This window comes from Fontivita pretiosa (assembly GCF_050410795.1).
Classification (GTDB): domain Bacteria; phylum Planctomycetota; class Phycisphaerae; order Tepidisphaerales; family Tepidisphaeraceae; genus Fontivita; species Fontivita pretiosa.
Map to the genome: position 1 here is coordinate 1102899 of NZ_CP191258.1, position 14616 is coordinate 1117514.

The window sequence follows — 14616 nt, forward strand, 5'->3', positions numbered from 1 at the left end:
ATCTAACACATCTGAGATGACCGGTCAAAACACTTCAGGTTAGAAATCGCAAGATCGTCTATACCTGTGGATACGAGGCTGACTACAATTTGCTTCCCGATGCGGCTGCCAGTTCTGGAGAATCTCTCGGCAAGCGGTCCGGCGCGGCTGGCGCAGGGGCAGTTCGACACCGGACCGCGGTCCATCGCCGCCGTCAGGGTCCTGCGCATCAGTCTCACCGACCGCTGCAACTTCCGCTGCGTGTACTGCATGCCCGAGGAGGGCGTGCCCTGGCTGCCACGGGATCACATCCTCAGCTTCGAAGAGATCTGCGACATCGTCCGGGCGGCGATCGAAATCCACGGCATCCGACGCTTTAAGCTCACCGGCGGAGAGCCCACTGTCCGATCCGGGCTGGCCGACCTGGTCATGATGCTCTGCCGAATCCGCGGCATCGAAGACCTGTCGCTGACCACCAACGGCATGCTTCTGGAAGACCTGGCCCATCCGCTCAAGCAGGCGGGGCTGGATCGCGTCACCGTCAGCATCGACAGCCTGCGGCCCGATCGGTTCAAGCGAATTACCCGCACGGGCGATCTGGCACAGGTGATGCGGGGGCTGGATGCGGCAGAAGATGCGGAGTTGCTGCCGCTGAAAGTCAACTGCGTGACGATGCGCGGCACCAATGATGATGAGTTCGTGGACTTCGCGCGATTGAGCCTGTCGCGACGCCTGACCATTCGCTTCATCGAATACATGCCCCTGGGAGATGCGGTGTTGATGCATGGGCCAGGCCGGCCCGCAGAAAGCAGAGGGTCGAATGGACAGGGGACGCTGCTGCCTTCGACACGTGATCCTCTGCCCTCGGTTGATGCGTCGGAGATGGGTCCCGCCGGCGGATGCGGGGCGCAAAATCGCGGCGACGTACTGGTGCCTGAAGCGGAGGTTCGAGCCAGGATTGAAAACGAGCTGGGGCCGCTGGTCCCGGTGGACCGCGCAAGCGAGGCCGGGGTAGGTCCGGCGAATGTCTATCGGCTTGAGCAGGGTAATCCCAGGGGCAGGATCGGATTCATCAGCGCCATGTCCGCGCCGTTCTGTGCCACCTGCAACCGGCTGCGACTGACCGCCGACGGGGTACTGCGAAGCTGCCTGTTCGAGGGCGGCGAAGTACCGATCCGTGAGCTGATGCGATCCTTCAAAGACCCTGCCCAGCGCTGGCGGGCTGTTGCACATGCGATGGCCGAGTGCGTCCGCCTCAAGCCCGATGTTCACGGTGCTCACGGCAATGAGCAGATGAGCCGGATCGGCGGATAGCTGGCGCACGCACCATTGCCAATAACGCCCTGCCGGAATGTTGCTTAACTTCCCCGCGGCAGCCGAAATCTGGCCAGATATACCTGAGTTGTCCTTCCATCCCGGCGGCTGGACCAGACCAGGTATCGGCCATCGGGAGAGATCACGGGCAGAACATCGGGCACGCCGGGCGGAGTGTGCGTGATCCGCGTCTTTCGCGAGCCGTCAGCACGCATCAGGTAGATCTCGTAGTTGTCGTGACCGTGGGCACTGGTGGCATAGACGATGTGCCTGCCGTCGGGATGCCAGTATGGCCCCCAGTTCACGTGTTGATCGCGTGTGAGCTGTTTTTCGTTGGCGATTCCCCGGATGGCTCCGTCGGCCGAAAAAACCACATCCGCCACGAACACCTGAAGCAAGTCGTTGCCTTTACGATCGCTGCGATAGACGATGCGTCTGCCGTCAGGCGAGAAAAACGGCCCGCCGTCGTAACCGCGACTGAACGTGAGCTGCACCAGCCCACTGCCGTCGGCACGCATCGCGAACAGCTCCAGGTCGCCGGTTCGGTTCGAGCTGAACACGAGCCATTTTCCGTCCGGCGAGTAGGATGCTTCGGCGTCGTAGGCGTCGTTGTCGGTCAAACGATGCCGGGCCAGATCGACAATGGCGTTGGGTTCGGCGGCGGCGACGGCGCCCTGCCAGCCGTCGGCGCGATAGATCTCCATGCCAGCCGGAAAACTCCAGCGGTAATCCCGTCCCTGTCGCTGGTATCCTGCCGGCGGCTCGGTCGGATCTTCCTTGCCCGCGGTCGAACTGAAGATCAGCGAGTTTCCGTCCGGTGAAAAGTACCCACAGGTGTTGCGCGAGTTGGGCGGGCTGATGCGGATCGGACTGCCCAGGCCGACGATCTCCTGCGGCGCCACCGTGCTGGTTTGGGCCGTTCGCTGTCCGTATTTCACCGGCGCAACGTACATCTGGTAGTGCTGCTGGCCTTCGGGGATGGCCTGGAGAATCAGCCACTTCATGTCGGGCGAAAAATACGCCTCGCCGGCCCGGCTGAAGCCGAAAGTCAGTTGTGCGATATCCGAAAGCGAATCGGACTCGGCTTTGGTTGGGAAGGGATTGATCTCCCGCGCGCAGCCGCCGACGGCAGCGCACAGGATCGTCGTAGCCATCAGCCTGAGAAGCAGTCTCATACGATCCCCGTCCCGGACAAGGCCTTTCTGGTCGCTTCCCAGGCACGTTTGGCGGCGTCCTGAGCGGAAAGGGCCTTGAGTTCGGGGCTGAAGACTTCCAGCGAGACCGGCCCGGCGTAGCCGGTCTGTTTCAGCGCCGCGATGAACTCAGGCAGATCCATCACGCCCTGGCCCGGCAGTCTGCGATTGAAGTCTTCCAGGGCATGGATCGGTCCGGGCGGCGCGTCGTTCAGGTGCACCAGCACGATGCGTTGAGCGGGAATCTGCGCGAGCCGCGAAAACGGCTCGCCGGCACAGTAGCAGTGGTAGCTGTCCACCAGCAGGCCGACGTTGGGGCCAATCTCGTCGGCAAGCTCCAGCATCTGTCCCGGCGTGAAAATGAATTCGTGAGCTCCACTGCGGCGATGGTGATACGGCGCGACAAACTCCAGCCCCAGCCGCAGCCCATGCTCGGCCAGCACCTGTGCAACCGGCCTGAGCTGCGCGACGTGCCAGTCCCAGTTCTGGCGGAAGGCAAGTTTCGAGGAGGGCAGCAGCCACGTGCAGCAGGAGTCGATCTTCAGCTCGGCGGCGAGGGCGGCGTGGCTCTTCAGCGTCTTGATACCGGCCTCGTGTTTGGCTGGATCGCGCCAGTCAAAGGGAACGCCCCAGCCGCCGAAGCGAAGTTTGTGTTTGGCGAACAGGTCGCGTAAAGCGTGGGCGCCGCGTTCGGCGGCATAGCCCAGATTAACGTCGGCGCCAGCGAAGCCCGCCTCTGCCGCCAGTTGGACAAACGCCTCCATGCCCATTCCCCCACCCGCAGTTGCTTGATTGAGGCAGATATACATGCCGGGGATCATACCGCCGCCCGTGCCTTTGGCAAAAACGCCGCGACAAGTTTGTGCTCGCGATGCGCAGCGCGGGCGTCTATACTCTGACGCTGCGCGGGTGCTGCCGAAAGCTGGCCAGTACGCTGATGCGGCGCCGCGATCTCTCGGCTCAACGAGGCTGCGGCCGGTTTCTCCCGTTAACGGCGCAGCCATGACAATCAGTCGCAGGGATGCGGTCCATGTCACTTGATGCGAAGGTGCGTAAACTACTCACGCACGCGCTGGAAACCGTCGACGAGCGAGGGCTGAAAGGGCCTCGCCTGATCGATGATGCCCAGCGCCTCTGGCATCGCATCCAGCGATTCGTCGCAATGGACCTGGTCGCCGAACCAGACCTGGCGGCGCTGGAACTGGCCTGCTATGCGCTTCAGCTCCCGATGCGCCAAGCCAAGCCCCCCACCAGCGGAAAACTGGGACGCACCAATCTTCGCGAACGCGCCGAGCAGGCCGCCGAGCTGCTCGTCAGCACCGTCGGCGACACCGTGGACGAGGACCTGCTGGACCGCACCAGCCGCATCCTCCAGGAAACTCCACACCGCCAGCCCATGCTCGAAGACGCCCGGCTGCTGGCCGACGTGGTCAACCTGGAAGACTTCGGTGTTGTCGGGCTTGTGGGGCTGACCATCCAACTGGCTCTTCAGGGCGACGGGGTGAACCAGGTTGTCCAGGCTTGCGAAAAGCGCGAACAGTACAACTACTGGGACGCCCGCCTGAAAGACGGCTTCCACTTCGAGCCGATCCGGCAGATCGCCCGACGACGCCTGGCCACCGCGCGCCAGGTTGTGTCGATGCTCTCGACAGAGTTGAAAGAGGATCAAGCGTAAGCGACCCGCACGCCCGCTACTTCCATCGTCATCCTGGTGGTCCGGCTCCGACAGGTGGCCGGCCTTCGATCCAGACACCAATTGGTGTGCGCCGATCGCTCAGGATCGCGCCCAGCGGATCCTCACCATCGCTGCCAGCGACGGGAAATGCCACCAGATCCGCGCGCTTGCCGACGGTCAGACTGCCGATCGAATCGTGCATCCCCAGCGCGCGGGCGGCGCGCACGGTGGCCAGTTGCCACAGCGCCTGGCTGGGCATCTGCGGGGCGATCTGCTGAAGCAGCCGCAGGTCATCGACGATGTTCAAATCCGGCGAGCTGGCGCAACTGTCGGTGCCGACGGCCAGGTTGATGCCACGGGCGAGCATTTCCCGCCAGCGATGGGGCGGATGCCCGAAGTAGCGGTGCGTCCGCGGGCAGTAGACGACGCTTGCCCGCCCGCGCGACAGCAGCTCCAGATCGTTCTGGTCGCAGTAATTCACGTGTGCCAGCAGCGTGGGATACTCCAGCAGGCCGAGGGCGTGCGCCATGGCCACGGGCGTGCCGTCGCGGAAGGTTTCCACCGGCTCGGCCCAGGAGCCGATCTGTTCCCAGAGCTGTCGCAGCGGGCCGGAGTGATGCGTGATGAACTGCTGCTCTTCGATGGTCTCGGCCAGATGCGTCGCCAACGGCAGGCGCCGCTGGCGGGCGATATGCAGGCATTGGCGGTAGCCGGGCAGATCAACCGTGTACGGCGCGTGAGGTGTCAGTCCGATGCGCAGCCTCGAGGACTCCATCGAGCCATCAACAGCGCGCGGCAGCAGCTCATCAAAGCGCCATCGTAATCGGGCCAGGCCAATCACCTCTCCGAAGCTGACGGCCCGGATCGGTGAATCGCGCAGCAGCGGGCGCGTCACGTGCATCTGTTGCGAAATGTCACCGACGGTCGTGACTCCAAAGCGCAGGCACTGTTGGATCCCCACCTCAACGGCTTGGCGAATGGATTGCTCGGGGTCGGTAGCTGGCGGCGAGCCTTCGCGCATGCGCTGACGGATCGAAAGGATCCACTCCGCGAAACTGCCCGGCGCCGAATCGCCGCAGGTGCAGGTCCTCAGCTCGAGGTGCGTGTGCGGGTTGACCAGCCCGGGAAGCAGGATCGCCTCGGGCAGATCCTGCCGGCAGGCGCCGTGCCCGTGATCGGCCAGAAGCTTGCGAGCCGGTCCGACAGCGACGATCCGCCCGTCCGCAATGACAACCGCTCCGTTGTGGATGATCGGCGCATCCATGGGCGCGACCCATGCCGCGGTCATCACCATCTTGCCGGAAGCTGCCATGCGGACGTCGCTCTCCGTCTGCCAGGGGCCGGGGCCTTAGCCACCATTGTCGCACATCCTGCCGCCCTGCCTGGCGCGTGTGATGGCCGAGATGATCTGCTCATGCACCTGGACCGGTTTGGCAACCGTCTGCCAAAGCCCGATCGGAAGCGTCTGGTCGGAGGGGATGATCTCGATGGAGCCGACGCGAAGCAGGCGCTCGCGCGTGGTGTAAAGGATGCGGGTACGGGCGACTTTGCGAAGCGGGCAGTCGAAGATGTGCAGGCCGAAGACCCCGCAGATGCTCACGATCCGCATGTCCGTGAGCATGTACCATCGTCCCATCCAGCTCAGCACCGACCACATCAGCCGCCCGCCCAGCACGAAAATCCCCGCCTCCACCCAGGTCCGTACCTGTCCTGGCAACCGCTCGTCATACACGACCGCCGCCAGCACCACGATGCCGACCGCCGCCGCAAAGCGCAGCATGCTGAGGATGATGAACCACAGGGACGGCTTGAGCACCAGCAGGATGATCTCGCCGTCCTGAAGCACGTGGCGGCTGAGCAGCGCCGTCAGCGGCGTGGCGACGCCCGGTGAGGCGGTGGCCGTCTGAGCGTTAGACGCCTGCTGCGCAAGACACGGAGCACCTCGCCACACCAGCAGCCGAGCCACCCACGCCCGCAACCACAAACCGGCGGCCTCAAGCCTCCGCCTGCCGCCCTGGTGCCTTTGTGCGCTCGTGACTGTGTCCGCCTGCTTCATCTTGACTTCGATTCCGCCCGGCTGCCTTCGTACACCTCTTTTTTCAACGTCACGATATCGGGCAGATTGCGGTAGTAGTTATTGTAGTCCAGGCCATAACCCACCACGAACACATCGGGAATCTCAAAGCCGACATAATCGACCGGCACGCTCTTGGCCGCCGGGCGATCCTTGCGGAGCAGCACGCAGGTTTTGACGGTCGCCGCCCCAAGCTCGTGCAGCAGGGGCACGACCAGCTTGATCGTTCCTCCGCTGTCGAGGATGTCGTCCACCAGCAACACGTGCCTTCCGCGGATGTCCCCGAGTTGATTGCCAAGCACCTGCGAGCCCTGCGTGCGAATGCTGGCTCCGGGATAGCTGCTGACCGTAATCAGCCCGATCCGCATTTTGATCGGCAGGTGACGGATCAGGTCGCCGCAGAAGATCATCGCCCCGGTGAGGATCGGAACGATGGTGATCTCGGCATCTTCCATTCGCGGCGGGGAGTGATCCTCGGTGATCTGTTGCGCCAGCTCGCGGACCCGCGCGCTGATCTTGTCATGCGGGATCAGCACGCGCTCGATGTCCTGATACATGTCGCGGGACATACCAGCCAGTCTACTTCATATCAGTCTGTGCGGGAATTGGAGTAAGCCGGGCAACTGCCCCTGTCACGGACAGCCCGCACGCACGCCCCCGGACATGAAGCAACCGGTTCTGCGAGATTCCGGCAGATTAGGCGTCATTTCCATCTTCCGCGCACAGATGTCCGTAATCGGATTTTTGTTGACAAGGCGACGCGCGAGGATAGCCTCGTCCGCTTCGGGATTGCTTTCGGGGGGCGGGCCATACGGAAGGAGGCTGCCATGCTCCGGATCAATGATACGGCCCCCGATTTCACTGCCGAGACCTCGCAGGGGACCATTCGATTCCACGAATGGATCGGGGACGGTTGGGCCATCCTTTTCTCGCACCCCAAGGACTTCACGCCCGTCTGCACCACCGAGTTGGGCTACATGGCCGGGCTGGAGCCGGAATTCGCCAGGCGCAACTGCAAGATCATCGGCCTGAGCGTCGATCCGGTCGACAGTCACGCCAGGTGGATCAGCGACATCGAGCAGACGCAGGGGCATCGGGTCGGCTACCCGATGATCGGCGATCCGCAACTGAAGATCGCCAAGCTGTACAACATGCTCCCTGCGGACGCCGGGGAGAGCTGCCAGGGGCGGACCCCCGCCGACAACGCCACCGTCCGCACCGTCTTCGTCATCGGTCCGGACAAGAAGATCAAGCTGATGCTGGCGTACCCCATGACCACCGGGCGGAACTTCGACGAGGTCTTACGGGTGCTGGATGCGATCCAGTTGACCGCCAGGCACAACGTCGCGACGCCCGCGAACTGGAAGCCCGGCGGGGAGGTCATCATCCCCACGTCCGTCTCCGACGAGGAGGCGCGCAAGAAGTTCCCCGGTGGCTGGAAGGCGCTCAGGCCGTACCTGCGCGTGGCGCCCCAGCCGAACTGACGGCAACCCGCCGTATTCATCGCCTGCGCCAAAACGCGGAGCCTCGATTCCCGCCGCGACTGTTAGTAGTATCCCATCGACCGCAGCAGGCGTTTGAGGGCGTCGGCGCCGGCGAGAGTGGCTCGGCCGAGGAGGTTGCGGCCCAGGCCGCCGTCCAGGACATCCAGGGTGCCCGGGTCGCCACCCCAGAGGATGTCGTTTCCATTGCCGCCCTCGAGCGTATCTTTGCCGGTCATGCCGACCAGCGCGTCGTTGCCGTCCTCGCCGCGGAGCGAATCGTTGCCCGCCACGCCGATGATCGTGTCGTTTCCCGCCCCGCCATAGACGACGTCGTTGTCGGCCCCGCCATCGATCAGGTCATCGCCCTCGAAGCCCCAGATGGTGTCATTGCCTGCCCCGCCGCGAATAATGTCATTGCCGGGCCAGGCGATGATCCCGTCGGCGCCATTGCCGCCGTTGAGGGTGTCGATGTTGCTGCCGCCCTCGATGCGGTCGATGCCGTCGCCGCCGTCGGCGAAGTTGCGGCCCTCCTTGGTGTAGATCGTGTCGTTGCCCTGCAGACCGTAGAGGATGTCGTTGTAGGCCCCGCCCGCCAGTGTGTCGTTGCCGATGTTCCCGTACATGTACACGAGGATTCGCATCGTGCCGAACTCCTCGTTAACAAACAGGGTGTCATTTCCGCTCAGGCCGTAAACGCTGATGCGTTTGACACTGGCGACAGGGAAGAGCTTTTCGGCCTGTCCGGCGATGTTCACGCGGATCTGCGTCCTGCCCGGCGCGTATCCGACGAAGATCGTATCGTTTTTCACGTTATCGCCGCGGACGACCAGGTTGCCGCGGGCGTCGATCGCCGCCGACGCCAGCAACTGCCTTGATTCCAATGACTCACACGCAACGAAGCTCCTGCGAAACATCGGACCTCCCAGGTTGTGATGTTGTGGCCGAACGCCGCGCGGCTGGCGACCGCGCACAGTTGTGCTCGGCGATGTCCTGTCTGATGCGTCCTGATACTCTACAGCAGGATTTTCCAGCCGAGGTATTCCAAAAACGTCCGGACAGGCTCGAGGTGGCCCGAGGCGCGCCGGCAGTACCTGCTATATCGGCCATGACGACCGATAAGGATGACCCACCCCCAAATACCCACTATCATCTCACGCCATGAAAGATCCACGCTACCGTGATCTGGCCAACGTGCTGGTGCACCATTCGGCTCGCGTCAGGCCGGGCGACAAGGTGCTCATCGAAGCCTTAGACATTCCCACTGATTTCACGGTTACGCTGATCAGGACCGTCGCCGACGCGGGCGGACTGCCGCTGGTCAGCACGTATCACCAGCCGATCCTGAGGGCGCTGTTTCAGTGCGCCTCGGAAGAGCAGATGAAGCTCATCGGGCTTGTCGAGCGGGAACGGATGCAAGCCGTGCAGTGCTACATCGGAGTCCGCGGCAGCCACAACATCTCCGAAATGTCGGATGTCCCGCGGGAAAAGATGGAACTGTACGAGCGGCTGTGGTGGAAGCCGGTGCACTCCGACTGCCGCGTGCCCAGGACACGGTGGGTCGTGCTCCGCTGGCCGCTGCCTTCCATGGCCCAGGCCGCCGGAATGAGCACCGAAGCGTTCGAGGACTTCTACTTCCGCGTCTGCGCCGGGGTGGACTATGGAAAAATGCGACAGGCGATGCAGCCGCTGATCGAGCTGATGTCGCGAACCGACCAGGTGCACATCACCGGCCCGGGCACCGACCTGACCTTCAGCATCAAGGGGATCGGCGCGGTCGGGTGCTGGGGCGAGCGGAACATTCCCGACGGCGAATGCTTTACCTGCCCGGTTCGCGACAGCGTCAACGGCACGATCCAGTTCAACACCGAGACGATGTACCGCGGCACCGTCTTCAGCAACATCAAGCTCACGCTCAAGGACGGCAGGATCACCACCGCCGCCGCGGACTCACCGGCTACTACCGTCAAGCTCAACGAGATCCTCGATTCGGACCAGGGCGCTCGCTACATCGGCGAGTGGAGCCTGGGGTTCAACCCCTACATCACCAGACCGATGCGCGACACGCTGTTTGACGAGAAGATCGCTGGCAGCTTTCACTTTACCCCTGGCCAGGCTTACGAGACCGCCGACAACGGCAACCGCAGCCAGATCCACTGGGACATGGTCTGCATCCAGCGCAGCGACTGCGGCGGCGGGGAAGTTCACTTCGACGGCAAGCTCGTCCGCAAGGACGGGCTGTTTGTGCTGCCGGAGTTGCAGGGATTGAACCCTGATCGACTTGGGGTCTGATTCGCACGCAGCAGCAAGGCCATGCTGCTGAGCTACCCGACTTGCGCCAAAGCCAGCGTCTGGCCGAAGCGACGCAGCAGCTCCTCGCGCAGGTTCCGGTGCACCGGCAGGCGCAGGTCCGGGTCGGCTTCCAGCAGCGCCAGCGCATCCTCGCGGGCGACCTGGAGCAGCTCGATCTCCCGCGTGATGTCGGCGAGCTTGAGCTGGGGCAGGCCATGCTGGCGCACGCCGAAAAACTCTCCAGGCCCGCGCAGTCGAAGGTCGATCTCGGCGATCTCGAAGCCGTCGTTGGTGCGGGTCATGGCGCGCAGCCGCTGCTCGGCCGACTCGGTGGGCGCATCGGAGATCAACAGGCAGTGCGAGACTTCGGCCCCGCGCCCGACGCGCCCGCGAAGCTGATGCAGTTGCGACAGTCCGAAGCGATCGGCGTTGTCGATCAACATCACCGTCGCGTTGGGCACGTCAATGCCCACCTCGATCACGGTGGTGGCGATCAGCACGTCGGTCTTGCCGTCTCGGAAATCCATCATGATCTGCTGCTTCTGTTCGGTGCTCATCTGCCCGTGCAACATGGCCAGACGAAGCCCCTTCAGCGGCCCGCCGGACAGCCGGTCGAATTCCTTTTTGACGGAGCGGGCGTCGTCCAGGCCGCTCTCATCGATCTGGGGAAGCACCACATAAGCCTGCCGCCCGCGGCCAACCTCCCTGCGGATCAGCTCGTATGCCTGCGGCGATTCGTTGGTGCGAAGCCAGCGGGTGCGGATAGGCTGTCGGCCGGGGGGAAGCTCGTCGATCACGCTCAGGTCAAAGTCTGCAAAGTACGACAGGGCCAGGGTTCTGGGGATGGGGGTGGCGGTCATGACCAGATAGTGCGGCTGGGCGCCCATGGTCTTGAGCGTCTGCCGCTGCCGCACGCCGAGCTTGTGCTGCTCATCAACCACAACCAGCCCGAGGTTGGCGAAGGTGATGTCCTGCTGGATCAGCGCCTGGGTTCCGACGGCGATGTGGACCCGGCCATCCGCCAGCGCCGCCAGAATCTCCCTGCCCGACTGTCGCTTGGTGCGGCTGGTGAACAGCTCGATCCGCACCGCCGAATCGCGCAGCAGGTTGGTCAGCGTCAGGTAATGCTGCTCGGCGAGTACTTCGGTGGGCGCCAGGATCGCCGACTGCATCCTGTTCGCCACCGCCACCAGCATCGCATACAGCGCCACGACGGTCTTGCCGCTGCCGACATCTCCCTGAAGCAGGCGATTCATGGATCTGCCGCTGCGCAAGTCGCTGACGATCTCGTAAATGGCGCGTTGCTGGGCGTTGGTGAGCTGGAACGGGAACCGTTTGCGGATGCGCTGATCCAGCAGGCTGTCGATCCGCAGCACCGGCGCGCTGATCCGCCCGGCGCGCTGCCGCTTGCTCAGCGCCAGCGCAAGCTGAAGCAGCATCAGCTCGTCATAAACCAGCCGGCGACGCGCCCGCGCCGCCTGCTCCAGATTTGCCGGCGCGTGGATCAGGCGGTAGGCCTCGACTCGCGGCAACAGATCGCGTCGTGCCAGAAGCTGCGGATCGAACCACTCCCTGACGCTGCTCAGCGCGGCATCGAGGTTGTCCCGGATGATGCGTGCAATCGCATCGCTGGGCAACTGAAGCGAGGCCGGATAAATCGGACGGAAGCTTTCCCTGTCCAGCGGCTGGGCGTCCGGCTCGATCTGTTCCCATTTGGGATTGACCATCTGCGGCACGTTGTGGAAGAAGCGCACCTTGCCGCGAACGCGAATGACCTGCCCGGGATGGATGAGCCGGCGAAGATATGCCCCGTGAAACCAGACCAGTCCGAGCCTGCCCGTGCCGTCGTCGAGGGTAGCCTCGAAGCGCGGCCGTGGCCGGGCGGGCACGTAGTCCACCGCAACGACCGTCCCCCTGGCTGTCTGGATCGGCCCCGGCGCCAGCCGCGAAATCGCTCCTTCCGCAAGCTCGTGCTGATAGTCCCGCGGAAAGTACTCCAGCAGATCCTGAAGCGATTCAAGCCCCAGTTGCCTGAGATGCCTGGCGCGCGTCGGACCCACGCCGTCCAGCTCAGTAAGGGCAGAGGTCAGCGGGTGCGGGGCAGAATGTGAGGTCTGGGACTTCATTTTCTGCCCGCTGCCCTCAGCCCTCTGTCCTTGCGTCATCCTTCCACCCCTCCTGTCCGATGAGCTTGACGAAGCGGCAGGGGCTGATGTCGGTCGTGTCCAGCCGATCTCCAACGCGATGAACCGCCAGAAGCATCTGCTCGTCTTCGGCTCCGACGGGAAGCACCGCAACGCCGCCGTCCCTGAGCTGGCCCAGCAGCAGTTGCCGCGGCAGCGTGGGCGCGGCGGCGGCGATGAGCACGCGATCGAACGGCGCCTCTTCCGGCCAGCCCACCGTCCCGTCGCCCCAGCGGAAGTGCACGTTCCGCACGTTCAGCTCCATCAGTCGTTCCCACGCCTGATCCAGCAACGGCTTGATCCGCTCGATGGTGTAGACCCTGGCCGCCAGCTTCGCCAGGATCGCGGTCTGGTACCCGCTTCCTGTGCCGATCTCCAGCACCTTGTGATCCGGCTGCACCCCCAGCCGCTCAGTCATCAGTGCCACGATGTACGGCTGGCTGATCGTCTGTCCGAAGCCGATCGGCGCGGCGCGATCGGCAAATGCCGCGTCCCTCGTCTCGGCCAGGAAAAACCGCTCTCGCGGCACCGCCCGCAGCGCATCCAGTACACGTTTGTCACGAATGCCGCGATCGATCACCTGCGTGCGAATCATCACTTCCTGCGCTGACAGGGCCAACGTCTGCTGCCGTTCTGATGGAGTCATTCTGTAACTATTCTACTCCCGCTGCGTCCAGCATTGAACAATCGCCGGGCATCAGCAAAGAAGCACAAAGGCGCGACCATGCCTCCTTGATCGGGATACCTTCTGCGGTCTGCACCTTCGTGTCCGCTTCGCAGCTTCGTACCGCGGTGTGTCTGCTTCACGGTTGGACATCGCCCCCGGCCCCGCTACCCTTGCCTGCGTATGCCAGCCGCCCGTCGTCCAATTGTCACGCTCACAAGCGACTTCGGACTGAGCGACTACTACGTCGCCGCGATGAAGGCTGTTCTGCTCCGCAACTGCCCGCGGGCATGCCTGATCGACATCACCCACCTGATCCCGCGACACGATATTCTGTACGGCTCAATCACGCTGGAGCGGGCGATTGACAGCTTCCTTCCCGGCACGGTTCACCTTGCAGTGATCGACCCCGGCGTGGGCACCGATCGCAGGATTCTGATCGTCCAGATCAACCGCCAGCTTGTCGTCTGCCCGGATAACGGGCTGATCACCTGGGCATGGCGACTGCACGCGCAGGCCAGCCGCAGCAGCCGCGCGCAAGCCTACGAGCTGACCTGGCGGCCGAAGCGGTCCAGCAGCACCTTTCACGGGCGCGATGTGATGGCGCCGGTGGCCGGGAAACTGGCGTGTGGAACGTCGATCGATTCGCTGGCGCGCCCGATCGACGATCCGATCCTGCTGGACATCGCCCCGGCCGATCCGGCGCAGCGTCGCGGACGGATCATCCACATCGATGTCTTCGGCAACGCCACAACCAACATCCCACACGACGCCCTGCGCACAATCGACGTCAAAAACATAAAGGTGAAGGGCAGACGGATCGGCGGCCTCAAACGCACCTACGGCGATGTTCCGCCGGGCAGACCCCTGGCCCTGATCGGCAGCAGCGGGCTGCTCGAGATCGCCGTCCGCGACGCCAACGCCGCCCGACAGCTCAAGCTCCGCGTCGGCGATGAAGTGGTGCTGGAGTGACGACGTGAGCACGTGATCACAACCTGATCGCGCCATGATGCGATGCCCGCCCGCATGCAGGAGCGTGACGCCGCGAGACGCTGGTGACACATCCGAGCCAACTGTGGCATGGCCGTCCCGGCCATGCGCGGTGCGCTCGAAATCGGAAGTCCGATGTCCGGGCTTTTCATCACTTCATGCCGCTGGGCACGGGCGGGACGCCTTTTCGACGTGATCAGCTCAGCAGGTCAACGCGATTTCACATCGGCTCGGTCTTCACCGTCTCATCATAGATCCGCAGCAGCTTTTCCTTGTCGAAGATCATCTCCTGCCGCGTCAGGCCGACGATGTCGTAGATGCTGGTCAGCTCGATGGCGTCCACGGGGCAGGCCTCCTCGCACATCCCGCAGTAGATGCACCGCAGCTCGTCGATGTCGAACTTGACGGGGTACTTTTCGCGATCCGGCCAGGGCGCTTCGCCCGCCTCGATGTGGATACACTGCGCCGGACAGGCGGTTGAGCACATGAAGCAGGCGACGCACTTGACGCGGCCTTCCTCGTCCTTATTCAGCCGGTGTACGCCGCGGTAGGTGATCTGAAGCATTCCGCCCTGATCGACGGGCAGGTCCTCGCGCCGCTCCTCGGGGTATTGGATGACGCGATCCTTGCCCGCGACCAGCACGTTGAGCATGTGCTTCATCGTGGTGCCCAGGCCCTTGAGCACCTGCGGCACATAGAACTCATCCAGAGGCGAAAGCTTCGGTTCCTGGAGGATGATGAGATCAGATTCTTTCATGGTAATCAGTGGCC

At 63.8% G+C, this 14616-nt stretch carries 14 protein-coding genes; 5 read left to right on the top strand and 9 right to left on the bottom strand.

Annotated elements, in window-relative coordinates:
• Nucleotides 1-99: 99 nt before the first annotated feature.
• Complete coding sequence (locus tag ACQS5P_RS04445; protein ID WP_428939700.1) at nucleotides 100-1293, top strand: GTP 3',8-cyclase MoaA; 1194 nt, start codon at nucleotides 100-102, stop codon at nucleotides 1291-1293.
• A gap of 44 nt (nucleotides 1294-1337) precedes the next feature.
• On the opposite strand, the gene ACQS5P_RS04450 is transcribed toward ACQS5P_RS04445, so the two are convergent.
• The gene (locus ACQS5P_RS04450; protein WP_428939701.1) at nucleotides 1338-2468 is read right to left on the bottom strand and encodes a hypothetical protein; all 1131 of its coding nucleotides are present in this window, start codon (nucleotides 2466-2468) and stop codon (nucleotides 1338-1340) included.
• Nucleotides 2465-3523: a sugar phosphate isomerase/epimerase family protein gene (locus ACQS5P_RS04455; protein ID WP_428939702.1), complete on the bottom strand. Its 1059-nt coding sequence runs from the start codon at nucleotides 3521-3523 to the stop codon at nucleotides 2465-2467. The genes ACQS5P_RS04450 and ACQS5P_RS04455 overlap by 4 nt, the downstream gene beginning before the upstream one ends.
• Here ACQS5P_RS04455 and ACQS5P_RS04460 point away from each other — a divergent pair.
• A complete protein-coding gene (locus ACQS5P_RS04460) occupies nucleotides 3517-4161 on the top strand; it encodes a hypothetical protein (RefSeq protein ID WP_428939703.1) in 645 nt (214 codons plus the stop codon). The two genes, ACQS5P_RS04455 and ACQS5P_RS04460, sit on opposite strands and share 7 nt — an antisense overlap.
• Nucleotides 4162-4189: 28 nt before the next feature.
• Here the strand turns inward: ACQS5P_RS04460 and ACQS5P_RS04465 are convergent, their stop codons facing one another.
• From ACQS5P_RS04465 to hpt, 3 genes are read right to left on the bottom strand one after another with little or no spacing between them, the layout of a single operon-like run.
• Nucleotides 4190-5473 (bottom strand): amidohydrolase family protein, encoded by a 1284-nt coding sequence (locus tag ACQS5P_RS04465; protein ID WP_428939704.1) that lies wholly within the window; start codon nucleotides 5471-5473, stop codon nucleotides 4190-4192.
• Nucleotides 5474-5509: 36 nt separating this feature from the next.
• Nucleotides 5510-6217, bottom strand: coding sequence for a hypothetical protein (locus ACQS5P_RS04470; protein WP_428939705.1), 708 nt, complete (start codon nucleotides 6215-6217; stop codon nucleotides 5510-5512).
• Nucleotides 6214-6804: a hypoxanthine phosphoribosyltransferase gene (gene hpt / locus ACQS5P_RS04475; RefSeq protein ID WP_428939706.1), complete on the bottom strand. Its 591-nt coding sequence runs from the start codon at nucleotides 6802-6804 to the stop codon at nucleotides 6214-6216. The genes ACQS5P_RS04470 and hpt overlap by 4 nt, the downstream gene beginning before the upstream one ends.
• Before the next feature lie 258 nt (nucleotides 6805-7062).
• On the opposite strand from hpt, the gene ACQS5P_RS04480 reads away from it, so the two are divergent.
• Nucleotides 7063-7719, top strand: a complete 657-nt coding sequence (locus tag ACQS5P_RS04480) for a peroxiredoxin (protein ID WP_428939707.1) — start codon at nucleotides 7063-7065, stop codon at nucleotides 7717-7719.
• Between the two features lie 62 nt (nucleotides 7720-7781).
• On the opposite strand, the gene ACQS5P_RS04485 is transcribed toward ACQS5P_RS04480, so the two are convergent.
• Complete coding sequence (locus ACQS5P_RS04485; RefSeq protein WP_428939708.1) at nucleotides 7782-8633, bottom strand: calcium-binding protein; 852 nt, start codon at nucleotides 8631-8633, stop codon at nucleotides 7782-7784.
• Nucleotides 8634-8877: 244 nt separating this feature from the next.
• On the opposite strand from ACQS5P_RS04485, the gene ACQS5P_RS04490 reads away from it, so the two are divergent.
• On the top strand, nucleotides 8878-10008 hold the full coding sequence (locus ACQS5P_RS04490; RefSeq protein ID WP_428939709.1) for an aminopeptidase: 1131 nt from the start codon (nucleotides 8878-8880) through the stop codon (nucleotides 10006-10008).
• A 32-nt stretch (nucleotides 10009-10040) separates the two neighbouring features.
• On the opposite strand, the gene recG is transcribed toward ACQS5P_RS04490, so the two are convergent.
• Together recG and ACQS5P_RS04500 are read right to left on the bottom strand one after the other, a co-directional pair.
• Complete coding sequence (recG, locus tag ACQS5P_RS04495; protein WP_428939710.1) at nucleotides 10041-12173, bottom strand: ATP-dependent DNA helicase RecG; 2133 nt, start codon at nucleotides 12171-12173, stop codon at nucleotides 10041-10043.
• Complete coding sequence (locus ACQS5P_RS04500; RefSeq protein WP_428939711.1) at nucleotides 12151-12837, bottom strand: protein-L-isoaspartate(D-aspartate) O-methyltransferase; 687 nt, start codon at nucleotides 12835-12837, stop codon at nucleotides 12151-12153. The genes recG and ACQS5P_RS04500 overlap by 23 nt, the downstream gene beginning before the upstream one ends.
• Nucleotides 12838-13038: 201 nt before the next feature.
• Here ACQS5P_RS04500 and ACQS5P_RS04505 point away from each other — a divergent pair, with 201 nt between their 5' ends.
• Nucleotides 13039-13827 (top strand): SAM hydrolase/SAM-dependent halogenase family protein, encoded by a 789-nt coding sequence (locus ACQS5P_RS04505; protein WP_428939712.1) that lies wholly within the window; start codon nucleotides 13039-13041, stop codon nucleotides 13825-13827.
• A 238-nt stretch (nucleotides 13828-14065) separates the two neighbouring features.
• On the opposite strand, the gene ACQS5P_RS04510 is transcribed toward ACQS5P_RS04505, so the two are convergent.
• Nucleotides 14066-14602, bottom strand: coding sequence for a NuoI/complex I 23 kDa subunit family protein (locus ACQS5P_RS04510; protein WP_428939713.1), 537 nt, complete (start codon nucleotides 14600-14602; stop codon nucleotides 14066-14068).
• Between the last annotated feature and the right edge of the window lie 14 nt (nucleotides 14603-14616).

Excerpts from the sequence above, each read along its gene's own strand:
- recG (WP_428939710.1), bottom strand. The coding sequence starts at position 12,173 with ATGACGCAAGGACAGAGGGCTGAGGGCAGCGGGCAGAAAATGAAGTCC.
- ACQS5P_RS04460 (WP_428939703.1), top strand. The coding sequence starts at position 3,517 with ATGTCACTTGATGCGAAGGTGCGTAAACTACTCACGCACGCGCTGGAA.
- ACQS5P_RS04480 (WP_428939707.1), top strand. The coding sequence starts at position 7,063 with ATGCTCCGGATCAATGATACGGCCCCCGATTTCACTGCCGAGACCTCG.
- ACQS5P_RS04510 (WP_428939713.1), bottom strand. The coding sequence starts at position 14,602 with ATGAAAGAATCTGATCTCATCATCCTCCAGGAACCGAAGCTTTCGCCT.
- hpt (WP_428939706.1), bottom strand. The coding sequence starts at position 6,804 with ATGTCCCGCGACATGTATCAGGACATCGAGCGCGTGCTGATCCCGCAT.
- ACQS5P_RS04465 (WP_428939704.1), bottom strand. The coding sequence starts at position 5,473 with ATGGCAGCTTCCGGCAAGATGGTGATGACCGCGGCATGGGTCGCGCCC.
- ACQS5P_RS04500 (WP_428939711.1), bottom strand. The coding sequence starts at position 12,837 with ATGACTCCATCAGAACGGCAGCAGACGTTGGCCCTGTCAGCGCAGGAA.
- ACQS5P_RS04490 (WP_428939709.1), top strand. The coding sequence starts at position 8,878 with ATGAAAGATCCACGCTACCGTGATCTGGCCAACGTGCTGGTGCACCAT.
- ACQS5P_RS04505 (WP_428939712.1), top strand. The coding sequence starts at position 13,039 with ATGCCAGCCGCCCGTCGTCCAATTGTCACGCTCACAAGCGACTTCGGA.
- ACQS5P_RS04485 (WP_428939708.1), bottom strand. The coding sequence starts at position 8,633 with ATGTTTCGCAGGAGCTTCGTTGCGTGTGAGTCATTGGAATCAAGGCAG.
- ACQS5P_RS04470 (WP_428939705.1), bottom strand. The coding sequence starts at position 6,217 with ATGAAGCAGGCGGACACAGTCACGAGCGCACAAAGGCACCAGGGCGGC.
- ACQS5P_RS04445 (WP_428939700.1), top strand. The coding sequence starts at position 100 with ATGCGGCTGCCAGTTCTGGAGAATCTCTCGGCAAGCGGTCCGGCGCGG.
- ACQS5P_RS04450 (WP_428939701.1), bottom strand. The coding sequence starts at position 2,468 with ATGAGACTGCTTCTCAGGCTGATGGCTACGACGATCCTGTGCGCTGCC.